The organism is Chryseobacterium sp. CBTAP 102 (genome assembly GCF_003201365.1).
GTDB classification, from domain to species: Bacteria; Bacteroidota; Bacteroidia; order Flavobacteriales; family Weeksellaceae; genus Chryseobacterium; species Chryseobacterium candidae.
In genome coordinates this window covers 1-24708 of sequence record NZ_QICX01000005.1, presented here as the reverse complement: position 1 = coordinate 24708, position 24708 = coordinate 1, and the positions used below count along the sequence as shown (strand labels likewise).

Sequence of the window (24708 nt, the reverse complement as noted above, 5' to 3'; positions counted from 1 at the left end):
AGTTTCAGTTTTGTTGTAATTGTAAATACACTCCATTGGTCCAACCGAATCCGTCCTGATTAGGGTATTCCCCTCCGCCTGCTATTGTTTCTGTGTCTAATGCATTGTATTTTTCCATCAGTTTCCCGGTATTTTTGTAGACCCTTTCTACATTGGAACACCAGTTGTTTTTAATTTTTTCTGCCAGCTCATTAAAGCCGTAATTTTTCATCGCTTTAAAGCCCAGCCATTGATAAGGTGCCCACGCATTGGGAAGATCCCACTGCTGACCCGAGTTTTTAGTTGTGGTAACAAGGCCACCCTGGTAAAGAAACTTTTCATCAACAGCTTTAGCAACAGCCTCAGCCTGCTTCTGATCTGCAATGCCCAGGAATAAAGGGTAAAGAGCAGCAATATGTTCAGACGGTGTTTTTGTGTTTTTTTTTGTGTGATAATCTTTATAATTGTTAGTATTTCCATCCCAGAAATAGGTATTGATCATCTGTCTTCGGTTTGCTGCTCTTTCTGAAAAATAATTTTCTTTTTCACTCAGATCCAGAAGCGCTGAAGATTTCGCCAAAGTCATTTCCAAATGCCACAAAAGGCAGTTCAGATCAACCTGCGCCAGATTCAGCGTTTCTATTGTCTGTATATTTTCTCCGTCTGCAAACCATCTGCTGGAAAAATCCCAGCCGGATTCACAGGCGCTTCTTATATTTCTGTAAAATTCGTCTCCTGAAGCGGTCTCCTTGTCTTCAATATCGATCAGGTAACTTTCAGGGCGTGGTGCATTTTCTGCATCATAATAACGGTTCAGAATATCTCCGTTTGTAGTTTTAACCACCCTTTTTACACTGGATCCGTTTTCAAGCCATTCTTCTCCATTCATCCAGAAAGCATATTCTTTCTGCAGTGTTTCGTGGTATTTCGTATAAATCGCTTTATCTCCTGTGGTTTCAAAAAGAAGATCCAGCATTAATGAAAAATAAGGAGGCTGCGATCTGCTTAGGAAATGAGTTCTGCTTGCATTCGGGACAAATCCTACATTTAATATCAGATAAGAACAGTTTTCAATAATGTTTTCCATCATTTCTACTCTTCCGGAAACCTTTAATCCAAGCATGATAAAATAGCTGTCCCAGTAGAAAAATTCATTAAAACGGCCTCCCGGAACAATGTACGGCTTTGGTAATTTTAAAAGCGTTCCTTTTTCTTCATACGCTGTACGGGTCAGTTCATCCCATAACTTTTCAATATGTTCCCCAATGGGAAGCTGTTCTTCTCTGTGTACAGAAACTCTCGCACCTAAGAAATCAAAATGAGTCATCACAAAATCTTTCAGGTTAAAACCTTCCGTATTTCTGGATTTTTCGTAATCCTCATTAATCTTTGCAATGGGAAACAGAGGAACTGCATCCGTCATCATTTTCTGATCTTCAAAAATTTCAGATCTCTGTACCGCATCAAACAGACTTTGAATTTCTTTTATGTAAAGCTGATTACTCATTGTTATTTTTTAGGATTAATTTTTAATTTATTCATGAAAACCGCAGAGGTGATCAATAATGAAAGAGGAATCAGGGAAAGGTAAAATGCCTGCTGTCCGCTGAACTCCTGAAACACAAAACCTGTAATGATAGAACCTATCGTTCCTCCGATTGCTGAGAAAACAACGATCAGTCCTGACATTGCGCTGTGCAGATATTTCGGAATCGAAGCAAGAATTACAGAATTAATGCTTGGATAAATAGGTGCCAGCAAACCTCCCATCAAAGGAAATAAATACACGACCAAAGGGGCATTCATCCAGTTTGTATTCGTATCAATATGAATATTATGGGTAAGGGGTAAAACCAACAGTAAACTAATGGCAAAACCCACCACACAGAAAGAAACCACATAGATCCAGCTGAATTTTTTGGAGAAGAATCCCGATAAAAATCTTCCCAAAGCAAAAGCTCCTGCCAAAACCGCACCTGCCTGAATACTCATAGAGGTAGGCACTTTTAAAATTTCTTTATAAAAAGTAGGAGTCCATGTCTGAAAACTCTGCTCTACCAGTACAAAAAGGAAAGCACATAATAAAAAGCACAGTACTTTTTTATAGCTGAATAAGCTTACACTGTTTTTTAAATCTCCCAGGAGATCTGTTTTCTCACTTTTAGCTTCCTGTTCATTCAGTTTTGAAAAGAATAAGAATAAAAAAGATAAAGTTGAAAGTCCACCCAACACCCAATATACATTCAGCCATTCTGTGGATTTCGGATTGTGATCATCAATATATAAGCTGAATAAAATATTTCCTGCCAATACCCCGATCATGAAAAAGCCTTCCAGAAATCCCATAAAACTGGAATGTTCTTTATCTGTTTCCGTTACCAGCCCGATAGATGTAAAAACCGATATTTTAATCAATGCAAAGGAAACTCCTACGGTCGCAAATAATAATTTAAAAACCCAGAAGTCATTGGTAAACGGCATTACAAAACACATGCAGCTTACCAGTAATAAAGCAATCAACATTGATTTTTTGATTCCTATCTTCGGAAGAAATGAAGCCAGAATGAAAGAACATATGGCAATCGGAAGATCTTTGAAGCCTTCCAGAACACTGGCCGAAGATTTTGAAATCCCAAAATTCTGCTGTACCTGTAGAATGACTGTTCCTACAGAATTCAGAAGAATGGCGAAGACAAAATAGTTTAAAAATAAAACGGCCTTGATGTTAAGATTTTTCATTCAGGTTATTTCTTGTCGGCTAAGATAGAAGCATTTCTGTTAACGATAATTTAACACAGTAAATCAATATTTGAACTATATTAATATATTTAGTATTTTTAGCAATTAAATATGATTAATTAAATGAAAGTTACTTTTGAAAGGGTCATCCCTAATGAAAAGAGTTCATTCCGTACCATTCACAATAACTCTCCCATTTCAGAATTCAAATGGGAATACCATTATCATCCCGAAATTGAGCTGGTATGTGTCATTTCCGGGAATGGAACCCGCCATGTAGGCTATCATAAAAGTAATTATACGAATGGAGATCTGGTATTAATTGGTTCCAATATTCCCCACTCCGGATTTGGACTGAATTCTATTGATCCTCACGAGGAAATTGTGCTTCAGTTCAAAGAAGAAATCCTTCAGTTTCCACAGCAGGAAGTAGAAGCCAGATCTATTAAAAATCTGTTGGAACTTTCTAAATATGGGATTCATTTTCATCATAAAGTAAAAAAAGTAATGCTTCCCAAACTGAAGCTGATGCTTGAATCTGAAGGCTACAAAAGATATTTGTTACTGTTGGAAATTCTTTTTGAACTTTCAAAGTGTGAAGATTATGATCTGTTGAATAAAGAGATCATGCCCTACACCATTATTTCAAAAAATAAAACCCGCCTTGAAAATATCTTCACCTATGTAGAACATCATTACGACAAGGAAATCGATATTGAAAACGTTGCAAAACTGGCCAACCTTACTTTGCCTGCGTTCTGCAATTTCTTTAAAAAAGCCACTCAGATTACGTTTACAGAGTTTGTAAACCGGTACAGAATTAATAAAGCATGCCTGCTGATGGCGCAGGACAGATCTATTTCGGAATGCAGCTATCAATGTGGTTTTAATAATGTGACGTATTTTAACAGGATGTTTAAAAAATATACGGGGAAAACTCCTTCTGAGTTTATCAGGAATTACTCTGACAGCAACGTCAATATAGATATAAAGACTGAAAAGGAGATTAAAGCTAAAGTAAGTTTTTGATAATTTGCCAGGACTCTTATCAACAATTCGTGCGGTTATACTAAGCGTTGTGTTTGTACATTCTGTAGGAATCCAGGTTTAGTTACAGAAATTTTGTAAGGGCTTACAATAAAAAATGAGGGTTAGACTCCTACGGAGTGACAAAGTGAATGAATAGACAATGCTTTCGTATTTGTCATTCCGTAGGAATCCAACTTACTTCTGAAAATTTCGCAGGTACTTACAATAAAAAGATCAGTTGTGCCGAGACTCCTACGGAGTGACAAACTGTGTGGATAACAGGTGAACTATGTTGCGATCAACAAAAAAGCCACTCCAAAAGAGCAGCTTTGTATTATCGGGTAAAAACCAGTAACTCAATAAATCAGCAACCAGCAATTATTTCCATTTAATATTGCATCCCATACTTGGTCTTTGAATTTCTTCCTGAGCTTCCCCAGCCAAAAGATTTTCAAAAGCAATAATCAGATCTTCTCCGGTTACATCTTTATTATTTCCCGGTCTTGAGTCATCCATCTGGCCTCTGTATACAAGATCAAGCTTATCATCAAAGAAATAAAAATCCGGTGTACAAGCGGCATCATAAGCTTTTGCTACAGCCTGACTTTCATCAAACAGATAAGGGAAATCAAATCTTCTTTCAATCTGGAATTCGATCATTTTTTCAGGAGAATCTGCCGGATATTTTTCAATATCATTAGCATTGATAGCGATGAATTCAATTCCGCGCTCGTTATAATCTTCATATAATTCATTGATCTTATCGATCACATGAAGAACAAACGGACAGTGGTTGCACATGAAGATCACCAAAGTACCTTTTTCTCCTTTCAGCTCATCCAAAGACTGAAGTTCATTCGTTTTTGACGGGTTAGGAAGTTCAAAAAACGGCGCTTTTGTTCCTAATGCCAACATATTTGAGGGAGTATTCATATCTTTATTTCTTTACCGGCAAAGATAATTATTTCTTTTATTAATTGAGCCGAGTTCTGAAACAGACATTTTATTTTTAATAGAGTAAGGAAGCTGGAAGCTGGAGGGAGGAAGATATTTACCACCAAAAATAGTTATAGTCAAATTCTATTAATGGATTTTTTTACCCCAAATCAACTTCCAGCCCCATTCTTCCAGCTTCCAGCCTTTGCTTAATTTCTCTTTCAATAGGAGGCGAACTCATAAAACTCACAATATCCCTTGGAAGTTATAGTAAAAAGTTTGTAGTTTTGCTAACGCTGTTAGTAAATAAAAATCATGGGTCTACATGAACGCCGTCAACGAGAAAAAGAATCCATCCGTGCAAATATTTTGCAGGCTGCTTTTACGTTGGCTAAAACTGACGGCTGGGCATCGCTTTCTATGCGTAAGATAGCAGATGCTATTGAGTATAGCGCTCCCGTTGTATATGATTATTTTGAAAATAAAGAAGCTATTCTATTTGAAATTTCTTTAGATGGCTTTCACAAGTTACATATAGAACTATTAAAAGCTCAGCAAAAACACGATACTCCGGAAGAGCAGCTTGTTGCCATTGTGGATGCGTACTGGAACTTTGCTTTTAAAAACAAGGAATATTACCAGCTTATGTTTGGTCTTGGAATGCAGTGCTGCGGAAAAGGTCAGATGAAAAAGGAATTCTCATCATTTCAGGAGCTTATCTATGAATGCACCTATGAGATTATTAAGAAAAACGGATCTAATCCGGACAATGCCTGTCATATGTCTCACGCTCTTTTTTCTGCCGTACACGGTATGATCTCTATTATGATGATGCGTACAGCGGATATTCCTTCAACAATGAATAAGACTACATTGGACGAAACTGTTTCGGCTTTTATTAAGTCTTTATAGTTTTTTTTGAATTAAAAATTAACACCGTTAGGAAAATTAACACTGAATTAATATAAATAATTCTTGTTACTCCTGATTAAAAACTCAATCATTTATGAAGCCATTCATAGTTTTCAGTTGTTAAAATTAGTCATTTTTTGCCTATAAATTAACACTGTTAGTAAAATTAACACACCTTACACCATCATTATACACTTCAATACATTAAAAACAATTTTCAATTATGGAAACAATCGACTTTATCGGACATTAAAAATTCTGTATTTTTTTTGAACAAATTATTAACACTGTTAGGAAAAAATACAGCATTTATTAAAACATTTTACTTACCTCTAACACTTCATTAAAAAAATTAAACCAACAATGAAATTACCTGGAAAAACAAGGTTTATTGTACTTATTGCAAGTATAATTCTTTTACAGAGCTGCACAAAAGCCGCAGAAGGAACCAATGCCGCACCTCCAGCTCCAGAACTTCCGGTTTATACCGTTATCACTTCACCCGCTACTACATATCAGGAATTCCCTACTGCTCTGGAAGGGAAAAACAACGTAGAAATCAGATCTCAGGTAGACGGATATCTGGACAGAATCTATGTAGAAGAAGGAGCTTATGTAAGAGCAGGACAACCGTTATTTAAAATAGATTCAAGAAGCTACGGCGAACAGATGAATATGGCTCAGGCCAATCTTCAGGCTGCCAATGCCAATATCCAAAAAGCAAGAGTGGAAGTAGACCGACTTCAGCCACTGGTTGCTGCAAAAGTAGTTTCTGATGTACAGCTTAAAACAGCAAAAGCCAATTATGAAGCTGCGGTTGCTGCAGCCGCTCAGGCCAGAGCCTCTGTAGGAAGCGCGAGAATCAACGTAGGATTTACCACCATTACAGCTCCTGTAAGCGGTTATATCGGAAGAATTCCTTACAAAAAAGGAAGTTTGATCTCAAGAACAGATGTAAATCCATTGACATTATTATCTGATATCAGTGAAATCTATGCCTACTTCTCTTTAAGTGAACTTGATTTCATTGCTTTCCAAAACAAATACCCTGGAGCAAGCTTAGAAGAAAAGCTGAAAAATATGCCGATGGTAGATCTTGTCATTGCTGATAACAGTACTTACCCTGAAAAAGGAAGACTAAGTATTGTGGACGGACAGTTTGATAAAACTACCGGAGCCATCAGTGTACGTGCCGTTTTTCCTAATGCCAACGGAACTTTAAGAACCGGAAACACAGGAAGAGTGCGTATGCCACAGCTGATCTCGAATGCTGTGGTTATTCCACAGGAATCCACATTCGAAATTCAGGATAAAACCTATGTTTATGTAATGGGTAAAGATCAGAAGGTAATGGGGAGACCTATTAAAATTTCAGGAAAAACGGATAGCTATTATTTTATTTCTGAAGGGCTTAAGCCTGGAGAAAAAATTGTATTCACGGGAATTGGAAACCTGAAAGACGGTGCTTCCATCAAGCCGAAAAATATTTCTTCTGACAGCTTGTTAAAAGCAAAACCATTATAGTCCTTTCCGAATACAGAAGACTTAAAAAAATAAACTTCTTATGTTAAAACAATTTATAGAAAGACCGGTCCTTTCAACGGTCATCTCCATAATACTTTTATTATTGGGAGCTTTGTCTCTCTTTAATTTACCGATTGCCCTCTTTCCGGATATCGCTCCACCAAGCGTTCAGGTAACGGCATTCTATCCTGGAGCCAATGCTGAAGTTGTAGCACGTTCAGTTGCGACTCCTATTGAAGAAGCAGTGAACGGGGTTGAAAATATGACCTACATGACTTCCAACTCCAGTAATGATGGTACCATGACACTTAGCGTGTACTTCAAACAGGGAGCAGATGCCGACAATGCAGCAGTAAACGTACAGAACCGTGTATCAAAAGCGATGAGCCAGCTTCCTCAGGAAGTAGTACAGGCGGGAATTTCAACCCAGAAAGTTCAGAACAGTATGATCATGTTCATGGGGTTAACCAGTGAAGATGAAAAACAATATGATGAATTATTCCTTCAAAACTACCTGAAAATTAATGTTATTCCACAGATACAGCGTATTCCCGGGGTAGCACAGGCTCAGGTATTCGGAACAAGGGATTATTCCATGAGAATCTGGCTGAAACCGGATCGTCTGGCAGCCAACAATCTTTCTCCTCAGGAGGTTTTGGGAGCCATTAAAGACCATAACCTTGAAGCTGCTCCGGGTCGTTTGGGACAGGGAAGTAAGGAAACTTACGAGTATATCCTTAAATATAAAGGAAAACTGAATAAGGGCGAAGACTATGAGAATATTGCCATCAAAGCAAACAGTGACGGCTCTTTTCTAAGACTGAAAGATGTTGCACGAGTAGAGTTCGGTTCTTACACCTATACTGCGACCAACAGAGTAGACGGGAAACCGGTTGCCGGATTTGCTATCTTACAAACCGCAGGTTCGAATGCCAATGAAATCCTGACTGAAATTGAAAAGCAGGTGAAAGTAATGGAAACCACTCTTCCAAAAGGAGTGAAGCCTATTATCATGTATAATTCCAAAGACTTTTTGGATGCTTCTATCCATCAGGTTGTGGAAACGCTTGTTATTGCTTTCGTGTTGGTATTTATTGTAGTATTTATCTTCCTTCAGGATTTCAGATCTACTTTAATTCCGGCTATTGCCGTACCCGTTGCGATTATCGGAACATTCTTCTTCCTTCAGCTATTTGGCTTCAGTATCAATATGCTTACCTTATTTGCATTGGTGCTCGCCATCGGTATTGTGGTGGATGATGCGATTGTAGTAGTAGAAGCCGTCCATTCCAAAATGGAACAAACAGGAATGCCTGTAGAGCATGCTACGATGCACTCGATGAGTGAAATTTCAGGAGCCATTATTTCCATTACACTGGTAATGTGTGCCGTGTTTATTCCGGTCGGGTTCATGCAGGGACCTGCAGGAGTTTTCTACAGACAGTTTGCCTTCACATTAGCGATTGCGATTTTAATCTCAGCAGTGAATGCATTAACATTAAGTCCGGCATTATGCGCGATGTTCTTAAATGATCCTCAGGGAGAACATGGGGAGCACGGCCATAAAAAAGGTTTTGGAGCAAGATTCTTCAATGCTTTCAATGCGAGCTTCAACAGCATGACCAGAAAATATATTTACAGCCTTAAGTTTTTAATCAAAAACAAATGGGTGGCGATAGGCGGTCTTGTTGTCATTACAGCAGCCAGTGTATTTTTAATCAAGAAAGCGCCGTCAGGATTCATTCCTACGGAAGACCAGGGATTCGTATTGTATGCAGTGAATACTCCTCCGGGAAGTTCACTGGAAAGAACACACAGAGCTACGGCACAAATTGATAAAATTATCAATGGTGAAAAAGCAACCAATCACCTTTGGGTAGCGGATGGGATGAACTTCATCAGTAATGCCAACGCTTCACCCTATTCTGCAGGTTTCATTAAGCTTAAAGATTATGACAAACGTGGTGACATGAAAGATCCTGACCAGATTGCAGCAACGTTGACAGGTAAGGTAAGCCAGGTGAAAGATGCGAATGCATTCTTCTTCAACTTCCCTACGGTACAAGGTTTCGGTAATGTTTCCGGATTTGAATTCATGCTTCAGGATAAAACGAACGGTTCTTTTGAACAGTTGGGAACAACCACTCAGCAATTCATTGGTGAATTGATGAAAAGACCTGAAATTGCTTTCGCCTTTACAACTTATGCAGCAGGAAATCCTCAGTATACCATTGATGTAGACACAGATAAAGCCAATCAGCTGGGTGTTTCTGTAACAGAACTGATGCAGACGATGCAGATTTATTTCGGAAGCAGCTTTGTATCGGATTTCAACAGATTCGGAAAATATTACAGAGTAATGGCACAGGCCGATATTCCTTACCGTACAGATGTTAATTCACTGGAAGGAATTTATGTAAAAAATAAATCAGGAGAAATGGTGCCGGCAAAAACATTGGTGACATTAAAAAGATCTTTCGGTCCTGAGACGGTAACAAGAAATAACCTTTTCAATGCAGTTACGATTAACGGAACTCCAAAACCTGGGTACAGTACCGGAGATGCCATCAAAGCGGTAGAAGAAGTGGCTCAGCAATCACTGCCAAGAGGATATGGATATGAATGGACAGGGATTACCCGTGAAGAAATTAAAACAAGCGGACAGACTGCTTTTATTTTCTTCTTAAGTATCCTATTCGTTTACTTCTTACTGGCAGCACAATATGAAAGCTACATCCTTCCGTTTGCTATTATTCTTACTATTCCAACAGGGATTTTCGGAGTATTTGCCTTCACAGGATTAGCTGGAATTGATAACAATATTTATGTTCAGGTTGGATTGATCATGCTTGTGGGACTATTGGCTAAGAATGCCATCCTGATTGTGGAATTTGCCGTACAAAGAAGAAAAGCAGGTAAAACATTGATAGAATCTGCTCTTCAGGCATCAAGATTACGTTTAAGACCAATCTTAATGACCTCTTTTGCCTTTATCGTTGGAATGCTTCCACTGGTATGGACGCAAGGTGCTTCTTCAAAAGGAAACCACTCCATCGGTTACAGTACCGTAGGCGGAATGCTTACAGGAGTAATCTTCGGGATCTTTATCATTCCGGTAATGTATGTCATATTCCAGTATCTGCATGAAAAAATGCCAAGCAGAAAAAAGAAAAGACTTCTGAAAAAACAAATGGAGGAAGAACTTTTAGCTGCTACACACTAATAAAAAATGAATGACAAAAACTTAGAGAAAATTTTAAGATCATAGGTTTACCTATTTACCTGCCTGATCTTAATGGTTTAAAAAAGCTAATTATTTTCTCCTACTAAAGACAATTTTTGCCTCTACAGAAACCTCTCTAAGTTTTGGATTCAATTAAAAGTTTAAAAACTATGAAACGAGTAAAAAATATTATTCTAACATTTGTGCTGGCCATCGGCTCTGTTTCGTGTGTGTCTAAACTGGCATACACGGAGCCTGAGCTTCCACTTCCGGAAAAATTCCAGTACACCGCCACTGCAGACACTGCCAGCATAGCCAATCTGGAGTGGAAACAGTTTTTCAGTGATCCTATTTTACAGGGATTGATTGAAAAAGGAATTAAAAATAATTATGACCTTCAGATTGCCCTGAAACAGGTAGCTGCTTCACAGGAAAAACTGAAACAGGCAAAATATATGCAATATCCGGACGTTGGTTTCGGAGTAAGCGGGCAGATTTCAAGACCTTCTAAAAACAGCATGAACGGACAAAGCTTAAATTTATTTTTAGGCTCAAGCCATGTTGAAGACTATAATGCGGCCTTCAACCTTTCGTGGGAAGCGGATATCTGGGGAAAAATCAAAAACCAGCAGGAAGTTTCAAGAATGCAGTATCTTCAGACCTACGAAGGTTCAAAAGCGGTTCAGACTCAGGTAGTGGCTGCGATTGCTCAGGGATATTATAACCTGCTGATGCTTGATAAACAACTGGCTATCGCAAAATCCAATCTTGAACTAAGCAGCAAAACCTTACTGATGACACAAAAAATGTGGGAAAGCGGTGATAATACTTCTCTTGGTGTTCAGCAGGCAGCAGCACAGAAACAGGCAACAGAACTTTTGATTGCCCAGCTGGAGCAAAATATCGCTATCCAGGAAAATGCATTGAGCATTCTTGTGGGAGAAGTTCCTAATAAAATCAACAGAACTATTGAAATGTCTGATACTTCTTTACCTCAGAATATTTCTGCAGGACTTCCGGCAGCTATGGTAAGCCGCAGACCGGATGTGCGCCAGCAGGAATTGGTTTTATTAGAGTCTAATGCGATGGTAGGAATTGCTCAGGCTAATATGTATCCGGCATTGAAAATTACAGCCAACGGAGGAGTAAATTCATTCAAATTTGACAACTGGTTCCAGATTCCGGCTTCGTTATTCGGATCAGTTTTAGGAGGAATTACCCAGCCCATTTTCCAGAAAAGACAGTTGAAAACAGATCTTGAAGTAACAAAAATTCAAAGAGAGAAAAATGTGTTGGCATTCCGTCAGTCGGTATTGAATGCTGTGGGAGAAATTTCTGATGCTTTGGTTTCCAATGAAAACTTAAAAGTTCAGGAACAGAAAGCCACGGAACAATCTACCACGTTAAAAGACGGAATTAAAAGTGCACAACTTCTTTACAAAGGAGGTTCAGCCAATTACCTGGAAGTGATTACAGCACAGGGAAATTCCCTGCAGGCAGAGCTGAATCTGGCTTCCATTAAAAGACAGAGATTAAGCAGCATTGTAGATTTATACAGAGCGCTGGGCGGCGGTTGGAAGTAGTAAATTAAATTATATTTGTTTTAAGATGCGGTTCTTTTTGGAGCCGCATTTTTTTAATATTAAAAGCCCCTGATTAATTATTATCTGTACTGTCATTCTGAATGGAACAAAGTGGAATGAAGAATCTTTAAAAACAATCGATGAAATTCTTCCTTCGTCAGCATGACAACTAAGCGCTTAGTTTCTCCGCACACTATGTCATTCCGTAGGAATCTATATTTTCAAGGCTTCCAGAGCTACTTAATAATGTGAAATTATTTATTCCTGAAATTGTTCCGCAATCCATTTCAGCAAATCTTCATATTCTTTGTCAGAATATCCCAACTGTAAATAATGAATATCATCCGCCTTTCTGTACCACGTCAGCTGACGTTTTGCATATCTTCGGCTGTTCTTTTTAATTTCTGAAACCGCAAAATCAAGATCCCACTCTCCGTCAAAATATTTGAAAAGTTCCGCATATCCTACGGTATTTAAAGCCGTCAGCCCTTTGAATTTTTCAAGACCTTTCACCTCATCCAGCAACCCGTTATCCATCATCATATCCACCCTGCGGTTGATTCTGTCATAAAGTTCTTCTCTAGGAGCTTCAATTCCGATTCTGATGACATTAAAATCTCTGGAATCCTGAGAAACCGAAATATGTTCTGAATATTTTTTATCTGTTTGCCAAATAATATCAATGGCTCTCAACAGCCTGCGGTGATTGTGAATATCTACCACATTGAAATATTCCGGATCGAGTTCCTGTAAAATTTCCTGAAGCTTTTCTATTCCCTCCTGCTCCATAATAGCCTGAAGTTTATCCTGATTTTCAGCATTGGCCTCCGGCAGATCATGCAGACCTTCTATCACCGCTTTTTCATACATCATACTTCCGCCAACAAGAATGGCAGTATCATGAGTTGTAAAAAGTTCATTAAGTTTTTGAAGGGCATCTTCTTCGTACTGTCCTATAGAATAATAGTCTTCCACTGAAAGATTTCCGATGAAATGATGAGTTGCTCCGGCCAGTTCTTCTTCCGAAGGAGCAGCCGTTCCTATTTTCATTTCTTTAAAAAACTGGCGGGAATCACATGAAATAATCTCCGTATTGAAATGCTGAGCCAAATCAATAGCCAATCTCGTTTTACCAATTCCGGTAGGTCCTACTACAGAAATTAAATTTTTCTTTTTCACCGCGCTAATTTACGAAAATGAGTTTATTTAATTTGCTGGAGGATGGAAGTTAAAATTAGATCTATAACAATCTTCCTGCTTCCTGCCTTCATCTTCCAGCCATTTAACATTAGCCAAACTATAGACTTAAATGTTTATCTTTGTAGAACAATAAAAAACTATGATTTTATCAATGACCGGATTCGGTAGAGCCGAAGATGTTTTTGAAGGAAAGAAAATTACTATAGACATTAAATCTCTGAACAGCAAGAGCTTTGATTTAAATATTAAAATTCCTTTACGTTATAAAGAAAAAGAATTTGAAATCAGAAAAATTCTTAATGATAGAATTATCCGTGGAAAAGTAGACTGCTACGTTAATATTGAGAATCTTGAAGAGTCCAATGATGTAAAAATCAATAAAAACTTAATTGACTCTTACATCAATGAACTTAAAAACATAGCTTCTGACGGTCCCAATTTCGAATACCTTAAAATGGCAGTAAGACTTCCTGATGCCATTACATCAAGACCTGACGAATTAACGGAAGGCGAATGGGAAGCTTTGGCTAAGATTGTCAACAATGCCGTAGACAGATTTGAAGAATTCAGAAAAACGGAAGGCAGTAATCTGCATGAAGAATTAAACAGGAATATTCAGAATATCGACAAGTATCTTGCAGAAGTGATTCCTTTTGAAGAAGAAAGAATTGTAAGTGTAAAAGAACGTTATCAGAAATCTTTGAAAGAATTTGAAAATGTTGATGAAACACGTTTCTATCAGGAGATGGCCTATTTCACTGAAAAACTTGATATTTCTGAAGAAAAGGTAAGACTTGCCCAGCACCTGAAATATTATAAAGAAGTAATGGACAATGAGTCTTTCAACGGAAAAAAACTGGGATTTATTTCTCAGGAAATCGGAAGAGAAATCAATACTTTAGGTTCTAAAGCCAATCATGCAGAAATCCAGAAACTGGTGGTGATGATGAAAGATGACCTTGAAAAAATTAAAGAACAAACGTTAAACGTATTGTAATGACAGATGCGAGGTACGAGATGCGTGGTTGTTCTAAGAATGGATCACCAAACTCGAAACTCGTAACCCGAAACCAAAAAAATGGATAAAGTAATTATATTTTCAGCACCATCAGGTAGCGGAAAAACTACACTGGTAAAGCATTCACTGGAAACATTTCCTGAACTGGAATTTTCAATCTCATGTACTACAAGACAGCCAAGAGGAAGTGAAGTACATGCAGTAGATTATCATTTTCTGACACCGGATGAGTTTAGAAAGAAAATTTCCGAAGATGCTTTTGTAGAATATGAAGAAGTGTACACGGACAAATATTACGGTACTTTAAAATCTGAAGTAGAAAAAATCTGGAGTCAGGGAAAAGTAGTTATTTTTGATGTAGATGTAAAAGGAGGAATTTCGTTAAAAAAATATTTCGGTGATAAAGCACTGTCGATTTTTATAGAACCGCCTTCCATTGAAGAATTGGAACGAAGATTGATTTCCAGAAACACAGATGATGCAGAAACCATAAAAACCCGTGTTGCAAAGGCAGAAGAAGAAATGACCTACGCCAGCGGATTTGACAAGATCGTTATTAATGAAGATCTTGATGCAGCTAAAAAAGAAATAGAAAGTTTAATAAAAAGTTTTATCAGTAATTAATGGCTGGAAGATGGAAGAAGGAGGATGGGAGTAAAATATTACACTCAAAATCTAACTTCTGATTTCTAACCTCTAGCTTCTGATCGTAAAAAATTGAGGTTAATATGAGTACCGAAACATTAGAAAAAGCTAAATCTGCAATTCCTGTCAGAGGATTTCTGGATATAAAAGATATTGCTATTCCTCAGGGGGAAGAATTGGTGAAAGCCATTCTTAAACTTAAAGAGGAAAAAAATGCTGTAATTCTTGCCCATTATTACCAACCGGGAGAAATTCAGGATATCGCAGATTTCCTGGGAGATTCTTTACAGCTGGCAAGACAGGCAAAAGATACCAATGCTGACATGATTGTATTCTGCGGAGTGCATTTCATGGCGGAAGCCGCTAAAATTCTGAATCCAACTAAAAAAGTAGTTCTGCCGGATACCATGGCCGGGTGCTCCCTGGCAGACGGTTGTTCCGGAGAAGGACTGAGAAAAATGCGTGAGCAGCACCCGAATGCTTTAATTGCCACTTACATCAACTGTAACGCAGAAACTAAAGCTGAAAGTGATATCATCGTAACCAGTTCAAATGCTGAAACTGTAATAGAAGCTCTTCCGAAAGACAGACCCATCATCTTTGCACCGGACAAAAACCTGGGAAGATATTTATCTAAAAAAACAGGTCGTGATATGATCCTTTGGGACGGAAGCTGTGTAGTACATGAAGCATTTTCAATGGAAAGAATTGCTCAACAGCTGGCAGACAATCCGGATGCAAAACTGATTGCACACCCTGAAAGCGAAGAAGCTGTTTTGAAACTGGCTCACTTTATTGGTTCCACTTCCGCCCTGCTGAACTATGTGGAAAAAGATGACTGTCAGAAATTCATCATTGCAACAGAAGAAGGCATTCTTCACGAAATGAGAAAACGCGCACCTCATAAAGAACTGATTCCTGCATTGGTTTTTGATGAAAGCTGTAACTGTTCGGAGTGTTTCTATATGAAACGCAATACAATGGAAAAATTGTATTTATGTATGAAATATGAACTTCCTGAAATTCTTATTGATGAAGAATTAAGGTTAAAAGCATTGAAACCTATTGAAGCCATGCTTGACCTCTCTAAAAGCATAAAATAAATTAAAGAGGTTGTCTCAAAAGTGTCATTCTGAACGAAATGAAATGTAATGAAGAATCTCATATGTTTGTTTATCAATGAGATTCTTCCTTCGTCAGAATGACAAAAGCCAGATTGTTTGACTTTTGAGACAGCCTCTTTTTTATTGTTATTAAAACAGATATACTATTTTTAAGACACTCCTCCGCTCATACACGACATATCAACAATAACACACATTTTACAACGGTCAGGAAGCATATTAAAAGCCTCGCAAGATGCATCACCGGGATTATTTCCATAAGTTGTATTCTTAGGACATCCTATACATGTTAACGAGCCTGCTCCGTGCAAAGTTTGAAGTTGTTTTCTGTTTAATTTCTTTAGATTTTTCATAGTATTTTAAATTAAATTGATTTCTATCTTTTTATTCAACGCTACAGCACAAGTGCGTAACACATTCCTCCCGGCTTGCCAGCATCACCAATTTCTGCCTCCACGGAAACAAACAAAATGCCCTCCTCCGCATGCTTCAATCTGAATAACAGTGAAACCACCATTGATATTTTTCTTGTCTTCTCTTGATAATTTTTGAATTGTTTTCATAGCATTTAACTTTAAAGTTATCAAAGTTCTTTACACTTTACAAAACCACAAAAGTCACAAAAGGCTTCATTTTTAAAACACTTGGGTTCACTTAAGTAAGTTTAATGGGATACCGCAGAAAAGTTCACATAAGAGTAAAATCAAAAATTACCGCAAAACTTAGGTGTACTTATTAAGCATATGGCATAGTTCTGAAAAACTTTTGTGTCTTTTATGGTTAAAATAATGATTATAAAGTTTAAACAACCTCATCATTAAAAGTTTTGAAATCAATACAGATCAAAACATTCAAAGCTCACAAGCACTCTACCCTTACAGCATTCCGGCAAAGCGTGATAATCAGCACAGGATCTTGGCTCGCCTGGTCCGTAAGGTCCGGCAGGGCAGTTCTCGAAACAGTTATTCACATCTCCTCCACTGATTGATTTCAGATGCCGGCGGTTTAATTTCTTTAAATTTTTCATGATTATTGCATTATCAGTTAATATTATAAATGTAAGGTTTTTAATCAATTACACCAAATATATCTCAAAAAAAGGAAATATGTTTTTATTATGTTAAAAAGTTGGCTGTTTCAAAATAATTCGTACATTTGTTCCGTTACAATGAATTATTTAAGAAACATATCTGATATTTCTGCCCTGAAATCACCTATTTCAGGCATATCTTCTGTTTCTTCATTCACAACTACAACAATTACCCCATAACGGGGTAGATTTTCACATATTATTCCCGTCACCTGTGCTCTTTTTTTAAAGAGTAGTTAATTCTATTTACCCAATTTCAAAAAAATACTTGATGAAAGTTTTAAAATTCGGCGGAACATCAGTCGCCCATTCTCAGAATATATTACTGGTGGAAAAAATCGTAAAAAGTGAATCTTTAAAAGGCAAAGTTATTGTCATTGTATCAGCTCTTCACGGAGTAACAGATCAATTGATTAAAGCAGCAGAGCATGCTTCTGTAAAGGATGAAAACTATATTCAGATTGTTCAGAATCTTGAAGAAAAACATATCAGTCTGGTCAAAGAACTTTTCCCAATTGCGGAACAAAGTTCATGGCTAAGCTTTGTAAAAAAACATTTTAACGATATCGAAGAGCTGTGCAACGGAATTGCTGTTCTTGGTGAACTTACCAATAGAATTAAAGATAAAATTGCTTCTTACGGAGAATTTCTGTCCTCAAAAATTATAGCTGCAAGATTACGGCATGAAGGATTGGACTGCGTTTGGATGAACTCTGCAGAACTGATCAGAACAGACAGTAATTTTACCCATGCAAAAGTAGATTTCAAATACACCGATCATAATGTTGCCCGTTTTCTGAGTGAAAATCAGAACCGCATTACCGTAGGACCAGGTTTTATTGCGAATGACGAGAAAAATAACGCCACAACATTAGGGAGAGGCGGATCAGATTATACGGCATCTATCATTGCAGCAGCTGTTCATGCAGAAGAACTCCAGATCTGGACTGATGTAAGCGGAATGATGACAGCCGATCCGCGTCTGGTTTCCAATGCTAAACCTATTTCAGAAATATCTTATCATGAAGCGATGGAACTGTCACATTTTGGAGCAAAAGTACTTTATCCGCCTTCCATTCAGCCTGTAATGATAAAAAATATTGACCTGATCATCAAAAATACCTTTGATCCTGATGCACAGGGAACTTTAATCTCTCATCAACTGAAATCTTCAGACGATGAAAAACAGATTGCAGTAGGAATTTCCAATATGAACAGTATTGCCCTGCTTACACTGGAAGGCAGCGGAATGGTAGGGATTCCTGGAATTTCTGCAAAACTTTTCCAGTGTTTAAGTCAGGAAAAAATAAATGTCATTCTTATTACCCAAGGATCTTCAGAGCATTCTATCACCATTGCTATTGAAGAAAAAGAAGCTTTACGTGCTGAACACGCGATCAATTTTTCTTTTGCTGATGATATCAATCTAAAAAGGGTATATGCTGTGAAAATTGAAACAGGACTTTCCATTGTAGCGCTTGTAGGAGAAAGCATGAAAAGCAGAAGCGGTGTGAGCGCAAAAATGTTCGGATGTCTTGGAAATAACGGGATCAATATAAGAGCAATTGCGCAGGGATCTTCAGAAAGAAATATCAGTATCGTTATTTCAGAAAAAGACAGTAAAAAAGCAGTGAATGTACTTCATGAAGAATTCTTTGAATCTGAAATAAAGCAAATCCATCTTTATATCTGTGGAACAGGAAATGTAGGTTCAAAACTGATTCAACAGATTTATAACCAAAATGATTATTTAAAAGAAAACTTTTTGATCAATCTCAGAATTGCCGGAATTTCCAACAGCCGTCATATGATGTTTTCTGATCAGGGAATACCACAGGAAAATTATCTTAACTGGAATCAACTGGGTGAAAAAGCTTCTGCAAGGGAATTTGCTGATGAAATTATCCGCAGAAACCTTAGAAATTCTGTTTTCATTGATGTAACAGCAAGTTCTGACGTTCCTGAAGTGTATGAAAGTTTATTAAAAAGAAGTGTAAACATAGTAGCTTGTAATAAAATTGCAGCATCTTCAGATTTTAAAAGCTATAAAACCTTAAAAAACACAGCAAGAAACCACAGCTGCAATTTCTATTTTGAAACCAACGTAGGAGCAGGACTTCCGGTAATAGGAACCATTAATGACCTCATCAAAAGCGGAGACCAAATTCAATCCATTAAAGCTGTATTGAGTGGAACACTGAATTTTGTATTTAATGAATATGACGGAAGCAGAACTTTTTCTGAAGTTGTAGCCCAGGCTCAGAAAGAAGGATACACAGAGCCGGATCCAAGACTTGACCTGTCCGGAACAGATGTAGCAAGAAAAATTTTAATTCTGGCCAGAGAGGCAGGATATCCGCTCCAGTTTGAAGATATTGAAAATATAGGTTTTCTGCCTGAAGAATGCATGGAGGGAAGCGTTGAGAGTTTTTATGAGAAACTTTCAGTATATGAAGAACATTTTAAAAGCTTATTGAACAATGCTAAAAAAGAAGGCAAAATATTAAAATACGTAGCAGAATTTGAAAATGGAAAAGCAAAAGTAAGTTTACAGCATATTGCTCCGGACAGCGATCTGTTTCATCTATATGGCAAAGACAATATTGTCATTTTTAAAACTCTGAGATATTCCGAACAGCCTTTAGTTGTAAAAGGTGCCGGTGCCGGAGCTGATGTAACGGCAAGCGGAGTTTTTGCAGATATTATCCGTTCTATATAAAAATACAATTATGAAAAAAGTAAAATTAAAAGTACCCGCTACTGTTGCCAACCTGGTTTGCGGATTTGATATTTTAGGAATGGCAGTTCATGATCCATATGATGAAATGGAGTTAAGACTATTGGAGACTCCTGATATTATTATAAGACATACAGACTCTTTCGGGCTACCTGAAGAACCTTCCGGAAATGTTGCCGGAATTGTTCTCTTAAAAATTCAGGAACACTTTAATCTGAAAAACGGCTTTGAGGTCATTATCCATAAACATATAAAGCCCGGAAGCGGGCTCGGCTCCAGTGCGGCAAGTGCCGCCGGAGCCGCCTTCGGAGCCAATGTATTATTAGGAAACAAGTTATCAAAGGAAGAAATGGCTCATTTTGCCATGTTTGGAGAAGAACTGGCTTCCGGGGTACGCCATGCAGACAATATCGCGCCATGCATCTATGGTGGAATTACGCTGGTAAAGTCTACCAACCCGATTGATATTATTCCACTTAACAGCCCTGATTTATTTGTGACGGCAGTACATCCGCAGGTAGAAGTCAAAACTTCGGATGCCAGACAGATTTTAAAGAAAAATATTACTTTAAAAAGTGCCGTGGAACAATGGGGAAACATAGCCGGGCTGATAGCAGGAATTCAGAAAAATGATTTTTCATTGATTGGAAGAAGCCTCAAGGATGTCATTATAGAACCTGTCCGCAGTATTCTGATTCCGAAATTTAATGATATCAAGATGAAAGGCTTGCAATTGGGAGCTTTGGGAGGCGGAATTTCCGGTTCAGGGCCTTCTATTTTTATGCTGTCTGAACAAAAAGAAACAGCAGAGAAAATCGCTCAGATGATGGAATCAGTGTATAATGAAATTGAAATAAAAAGTTTTGTCTACATTTCAAAAATAAACCCGGCTGGTATCCAAATCGTTGAATAAGCTTACTCATAAAAAACAGAAATGAAATATTATAATTTAAAAGACCATCTGGAAAAAATTGATTTCAGAGAGGCGACAATAAAAGGTCAGGGAAAAGAAAAAGGATTATTTTTCCCTGAAAACATTCCCCATTTTGACGAAGAATTCATTCAAAATCTTCATCAGTATTCCAATGAGGAAATTGCGTACAGATGTATGAAAGACTTTGCAGGAGATGAAATTCCATCAGAAATACTTAAGGAAATTGTTGCAGAAACTGTAAGTTTTGAGATTCCTTTAGTCAAAATCAATAAGCACATATCCATATTAGAGCTGTTTCATGGTCCTACCCTGGCTTTTAAAGATATCGGGGCAAGATTCATGAGCCGCTGTCTTTCCTATTTTTTGAAAGACCGGAATAAAAAAGTCACTGTTCTTGTCGCTACTTCAGGAGATACGGGAGGAGCTGTTGCCCACGGATTTTATAAAATTCCACAAATCAATGTGGTCATTCTTTATCCTAAAAACAGAGTCAGTCCGGTTCAGGAAAAACAACTGACCGCGTTGGGCGAAAATATTTCAGCATTGGAAGTAAACGGAAGTTTTGATGATTGTCAGAATCTTGTTAAACAGGCTTTTTCAGATGAAGAAGTCAACAGTCAGTTATTTTTAACCTCTGCCAATTCTATCAACGTTGCAAGATGGCTTCCTCAGCAAATTTACTATTTAATTGCCTTAAAACAATGGATGCAGGAACACAAAGAACAGCCCGTAATCTGTGTACCCAGCGGAAACTTCGGAAATATCTGTGCCGGGCTTCTGGCTCATGTCAGAGGTTTGCCTGCCAATCATTTTATTGCCGCCTGTAACTCCAATCATGTAATTCCTGATTATTTTATAACTCAGAAATACCAGCCACAAAAAGCAATTGCTACCTTATCCAATGCCATGGATGTAGGAGATCCGAGTAATTTTGTACGAATTCTGGAGCTTTTCGGGCATCAGTTTGAAATCGTAAAAAATAAAATTTCAGCTTATTCCGTTGATGATGAACAGACCATAAACACCATCATGGAAGTCTACGAGAAACACGGATATATTCTGGAACCTCACAGTGCTGTAGCATTTGCTGCAATGGAAAAATATCTGAAAGAAAATCCTGAACAGAAAGGATTTATTCTGGGGACTGCCCATCCTGTAAAATTCCCCGATGCTGTGGAAAAAGCCATTCATGGTCAGATTGAAATTCCTGAATCGTTGAAGGGGCTCATGAAAAAGGAGAAAAAAACTGTAGAAATAAATTCAGATTTTGAAGAATTAAGACGATTTTTGCTTCATAAAATCTGAAGCAATGAGCAAAATATATCTTGAAGATGTAAGAATATATGCATACCACGGTGTACTTCCTGAAGAAAATATCATCGGTACCTATTATATTCTGAACATAGAACTTCATACTGATCTGTGGAAAGCAGCAGAATCTGATGATTTACATGACACTATAAGTTATGCAGATATCAATGATATCCTCCACAGCGAAATGAAAATAAAGTCCAGATTACTGGAACATGCAGCGGGAAGAATGATTACAAAAATTCACAACAGTTTTCCTCAGATCGATTATATTAAATTAAAAATCACCAAAACAGCTCCGCCGATGCAGGGAGAAATGAAAGGTGCAAGTATTGAGTTGGAAAAGAGCTTTAAACCGGAAAATTAAAATTCTTATTTTCGTTCATTAAAAAAACATACAAATTGAAATTCGTTACAATATTATTTTTAGTCGCAGGGATCAGTACTTTTGGCCAGACCAATGTTGATAATCAACTTGCAGCCTACAACTTTCCGAAGATTAAGTCCAGTATTACGATGCCGGTGACCATTCCCCTTTCGGAGCTGAGCAATATGATCAATACTTCCGTGAAAGATCTGGTATATCAGGATGACTCTTATACTGATAATAATAATGATCAATTTAAAGTAAAAGTTTGGAAAACGAGACCTATCCGCCTTGTAGGAGGAATCAGCCAGAATCTGCTGATTGAAGTTCCTTTAAAAATATGGGCAGAAAAAGGAATCGGTACTTTAGGAGTTTATACGTATCAGAATACCACCTTCGAAACCGTAATGTCTTTCAATACTACCGTTACTTTCAAAAATAACTGGACCATTATTACAAACACGCGGCCGAACGGCTTCAGATGGGTAACTAAACCTGTACTTGATTATGGAAGAATACAGATTCCTATTACCTCTCTTGTCGAAAAAAGTTTAAAAGAACAACAGGAAAAATTCTGTAAAACAATTGATCAGCAGATGGCTGCACAGCTGAATTTCCAGCAGTATGCCTTGATGGCCTGGAATACTTTTCTTCAGCCCTTCAATATTTCTGAAGAATATAATACCTGGCTGAAAGTAAGTCCTGTAGGGGTTAATATCACTCCTTTAAAGTTCTATGGAAACAAGATCAATGCTACCCTTGGTGTGGATATCTTTTCTGAAACTTTTACAGGGAATAAACCTGCCGCCTCTTCCCCGGTAACCAGTGTTGCCAACTTTAATACAACTCCTGCAGTTGCTGATAAGTTTATTTTGCAGACCACAGCCAATATTCCTTTTACTGAAGCAAGCAGTATGGCGAGAAAAACTTTCCTGAATAAGGAGTTTGATGTGCGGGATTCTAAAGTAAAAGTAACCGATATCAGAGTGTACGGTGTTGATGACAGAGTGGTTATTGAAGCGCAGACTGATGGTTATATAAAAGGGACATCCATTATTTCAGGGATTCCGGTGTATGATGAAATAAAAAGAAAAATTGTTCTGTCAGAAACGAAATTCAAGCTGAAAACTACCAATATTCTGCAGAAAACCGCTTCTCTCCTATTTCAGGGGAAAATCGTAAAAATGATTGAAGAAGAATATGGTATTCCCACTCAGGAACTGGAGGAAACTTCAAGAAAAAGCATTGAAGAAGCCTTTAACAAAGAATATTATAAAGGATTAAAGATGAGCGGAAAAGTTTTCAATCTTAAACCTAGTAAAATTTTACTCAGCAATACGGGAATCACTGCCGTTATTGATACGAACGCCTCATTAAAGCTGCTCGTCAATGGATTCTAAAATTTCAAACTTAAAACTAAACTAAAAAACTAATAATTTTACATATGAAAAGAATTCTAAATGTTGTTGAATATAATAAAGCCTCATAATGGGTTAGACTTGCCAATTATTTTCTCGATTTTATAATACTATCTGTTATTAATTACCTTCTTTCTATTCTCGCTAATTTTCTTTACGAAGTAACTTCAATTGAGTTTTTCTACTTATATAGTAATGGAAATATATTATGGCAGTTCTTTATTGGAAATTTCAATTATTGTCTTTATTATTTTTTGATGGAAAACCATTTAGATGGAAGAACAGTTGCAAAGTATATTACAGGAACCCAAGTAATCAGTACAGATGGTACAAAACCAACCACCCAGCAAATTATTTACAGAAGTCTTTCCCGAATTGTTCCTTTTGATGGGATATCATTTCTTGGTATAAATGGCTGGCATGACAAATGGAGTGAAACAAGGGTAATTAACATGAAAAATTATCAGGCTGAAATTCAAGCAAAAAGCGAAATTGAGGATCTTGGAAAGAAAGAAATTGCTTAAAAACTTTTGTTCATAAAGAAATTTTACTATATTTGCACACCTCAAAAATGGTAAAAATGGTACTTTGGCCGAGCGGCTAGGCAGTGGTCTGCAACACCATCTACAGCGGTTCGAATCCGCTAGGTACCTCAGAAAAAACCTCTATGTTATTTAGAGGTTTTTTTGTTTTTATGTCTCGTCACGTCCTGAAATTTTTTTTTCAATGATATTATGGATCAAGCGCAAAAGTTGGGGGCTCGGCAAAAAGTTTAGTCAACCTGAATAGGAAGAAAGTTCTGTCTTTTACACCTCTGAGCTGCATTCTGAAGTTTTTTATTTTGGCATTGAAGGATTCAGCAGCAGCATTGGTGCTTCTTTGATGAAAATAGTTTAAAATATCCCTGTAATGATTCATTATTGTTTTTCTTAAGGTAGA

General features: G+C 37.4%; 22 protein-coding genes, 1 tRNA gene and 1 pseudogene. 15 read left to right on the top strand and 9 right to left on the bottom strand.

Translation table 11 applies throughout. From position 1 onward, the window contains the following. Positions 1–4 precede the first annotated feature (4 nt). Positions 5–1486 (bottom strand): trehalase family glycosidase, encoded by a 1482-nt coding sequence (locus C8D70_RS08420; RefSeq protein ID WP_110367028.1) that lies wholly within the window; start codon positions 1484–1486, stop codon positions 5–7. Between the two features lie 2 nt (positions 1487–1488). Continuing rightward, positions 1489–2718: an MFS transporter gene (locus C8D70_RS08415; protein WP_110367027.1), complete on the bottom strand. Its 1230-nt coding sequence runs from the start codon at positions 2716–2718 to the stop codon at positions 1489–1491. Between the two features lie 123 nt (positions 2719–2841). Here C8D70_RS08415 and C8D70_RS08410 point away from each other — a divergent pair, with 123 nt between their 5' ends. Continuing rightward, on the top strand, positions 2842–3747 hold the full coding sequence (locus tag C8D70_RS08410; protein ID WP_076595847.1) for an AraC family transcriptional regulator: 906 nt from the start codon (positions 2842–2844) through the stop codon (positions 3745–3747). 378 nt (positions 3748–4125) lie between these two features. Here C8D70_RS08410 and C8D70_RS08405 read toward each other — a convergent pair whose 3' ends face one another. Next, positions 4126–4680: a thioredoxin family protein gene (locus C8D70_RS08405; RefSeq protein WP_034694944.1), complete on the bottom strand. Its 555-nt coding sequence runs from the start codon at positions 4678–4680 to the stop codon at positions 4126–4128. Positions 4681–4998: 318 nt separating this feature from the next. Here C8D70_RS08405 and C8D70_RS08400 point away from each other — a divergent pair, with 318 nt between their 5' ends. The 4 genes from C8D70_RS08400 (at position 4999) to C8D70_RS08385 (ending at position 11925) form a co-directional block, all read left to right on the top strand. After that, positions 4999–5595: a TetR/AcrR family transcriptional regulator gene (locus tag C8D70_RS08400; RefSeq protein WP_076595846.1), complete on the top strand. Its 597-nt coding sequence runs from the start codon at positions 4999–5001 to the stop codon at positions 5593–5595. A 363-nt stretch (positions 5596–5958) separates the two neighbouring features. Further along, entirely contained in the window at positions 5959–7119 is a 1161-nt protein-coding gene (locus tag C8D70_RS08395; protein WP_110367026.1) for an efflux RND transporter periplasmic adaptor subunit, read from the top strand. 40 nt (positions 7120–7159) lie between these two features. Next, a complete protein-coding gene (locus tag C8D70_RS08390; RefSeq protein WP_110367025.1) occupies positions 7160–10342 on the top strand; it encodes an efflux RND transporter permease subunit in 3183 nt (1060 codons plus the stop codon). 170 nt (positions 10343–10512) lie between these two features. Continuing rightward, entirely contained in the window at positions 10513–11925 is a 1413-nt protein-coding gene (locus C8D70_RS08385; RefSeq protein WP_110367024.1) for an efflux transporter outer membrane subunit, read from the top strand. A gap of 258 nt (positions 11926–12183) precedes the next feature. On the opposite strand, the gene miaA is transcribed toward C8D70_RS08385, so the two are convergent. Beyond that, positions 12184–13104, bottom strand: a complete 921-nt coding sequence (miaA, locus tag C8D70_RS08380; RefSeq protein ID WP_110367023.1) for a tRNA (adenosine(37)-N6)-dimethylallyltransferase MiaA — start codon at positions 13102–13104, stop codon at positions 12184–12186. Positions 13105–13264: 160 nt separating this feature from the next. On the opposite strand from miaA, the gene C8D70_RS08375 reads away from it, so the two are divergent. From C8D70_RS08375 to nadA, 3 genes are all read left to right on the top strand, one after another. Then, a complete protein-coding gene (locus C8D70_RS08375) occupies positions 13265–14122 on the top strand; it encodes a YicC/YloC family endoribonuclease (RefSeq protein ID WP_076595841.1) in 858 nt (285 codons plus the stop codon). A gap of 81 nt (positions 14123–14203) precedes the next feature. Beyond that, the gene (gene gmk, locus C8D70_RS08370) at positions 14204–14767 is read left to right on the top strand and encodes a guanylate kinase (RefSeq protein WP_110367022.1); all 564 of its coding nucleotides are present in this window, start codon (positions 14204–14206) and stop codon (positions 14765–14767) included. 104 nt (positions 14768–14871) lie between these two features. Continuing rightward, complete coding sequence (gene nadA, locus C8D70_RS08365) at positions 14872–15891, top strand: quinolinate synthase NadA (protein WP_034694934.1); 1020 nt, start codon at positions 14872–14874, stop codon at positions 15889–15891. Positions 15892–16061: 170 nt separating this feature from the next. Here nadA and C8D70_RS20660 read toward each other — a convergent pair whose 3' ends face one another. The 4 genes from C8D70_RS20660 to C8D70_RS21185 all read right to left on the bottom strand — a co-directional run bounded on the left by C8D70_RS20660 (position 16062) and on the right by C8D70_RS21185 (position 17214). Beyond that, entirely contained in the window at positions 16062–16265 is a 204-nt protein-coding gene (locus C8D70_RS20660) for a bacteriocin-like protein (protein ID WP_076595839.1), read from the bottom strand. An 84-nt stretch (positions 16266–16349) separates the two neighbouring features. After that, on the bottom strand, positions 16350–16475 hold the full coding sequence (locus C8D70_RS21190) for a bacteriocin-like protein (RefSeq protein WP_262484564.1): 126 nt from the start codon (positions 16473–16475) through the stop codon (positions 16350–16352). 269 nt (positions 16476–16744) lie between these two features. Then, positions 16745–16939, bottom strand: a complete 195-nt coding sequence (locus C8D70_RS08360) for a bacteriocin-like protein (protein WP_076595838.1) — start codon at positions 16937–16939, stop codon at positions 16745–16747. Positions 16940–17085: 146 nt separating this feature from the next. Continuing rightward, positions 17086–17214 carry a hypothetical protein gene (locus tag C8D70_RS21185; RefSeq protein WP_262484563.1) on the bottom strand — a complete coding sequence of 43 codons (129 nt, stop codon included), beginning with the start codon at positions 17212–17214 and terminating at the stop codon, positions 17086–17088. 59 nt (positions 17215–17273) lie between these two features. Between C8D70_RS21185 and thrA the strand changes: the two genes are divergently transcribed. From thrA to C8D70_RS08325, 7 genes and pseudogenes are all read left to right on the top strand, one after another. Beyond that, the gene (gene thrA, locus C8D70_RS08355; protein WP_110367021.1) at positions 17274–19721 is read left to right on the top strand and encodes a bifunctional aspartate kinase/homoserine dehydrogenase I; all 2448 of its coding nucleotides are present in this window, start codon (positions 17274–17276) and stop codon (positions 19719–19721) included. A 10-nt stretch (positions 19722–19731) separates the two neighbouring features. Then, positions 19732–20652, top strand: coding sequence for a homoserine kinase (locus C8D70_RS08350; RefSeq protein ID WP_076595836.1), 921 nt, complete (start codon positions 19732–19734; stop codon positions 20650–20652). 21 nt (positions 20653–20673) lie between these two features. Beyond that, positions 20674–21978 carry a threonine synthase gene (gene thrC / locus C8D70_RS08345; protein WP_110367020.1) on the top strand — a complete coding sequence of 435 codons (1305 nt, stop codon included), beginning with the start codon at positions 20674–20676 and terminating at the stop codon, positions 21976–21978. Positions 21979–21982: 4 nt separating this feature from the next. Continuing rightward, positions 21983–22351 (top strand): dihydroneopterin aldolase, encoded by a 369-nt coding sequence (gene folB / locus C8D70_RS08340; RefSeq protein WP_076595834.1) that lies wholly within the window; start codon positions 21983–21985, stop codon positions 22349–22351. 35 nt (positions 22352–22386) lie between these two features. Then, positions 22387–23751 (top strand): DUF4403 family protein, encoded by a 1365-nt coding sequence (locus tag C8D70_RS08335; protein WP_110367019.1) that lies wholly within the window; start codon positions 22387–22389, stop codon positions 23749–23751. A gap of 101 nt (positions 23752–23852) precedes the next feature. Next, positions 23853–24293: pseudogene (locus C8D70_RS08330) on the top strand (RDD family protein); the annotation flags it as partial. Positions 24294–24351: 58 nt separating this feature from the next. Then, positions 24352–24422 (top strand) — tRNA-Cys (locus tag C8D70_RS08325). A gap of 79 nt (positions 24423–24501) precedes the next feature. Here the strand turns inward: C8D70_RS08325 and C8D70_RS08320 are convergent. Further along, the coding region (locus tag C8D70_RS08320; RefSeq protein ID WP_146212867.1) for a transposase at positions 24502–24708 on the bottom strand (207 nt) is incomplete at its 5' end.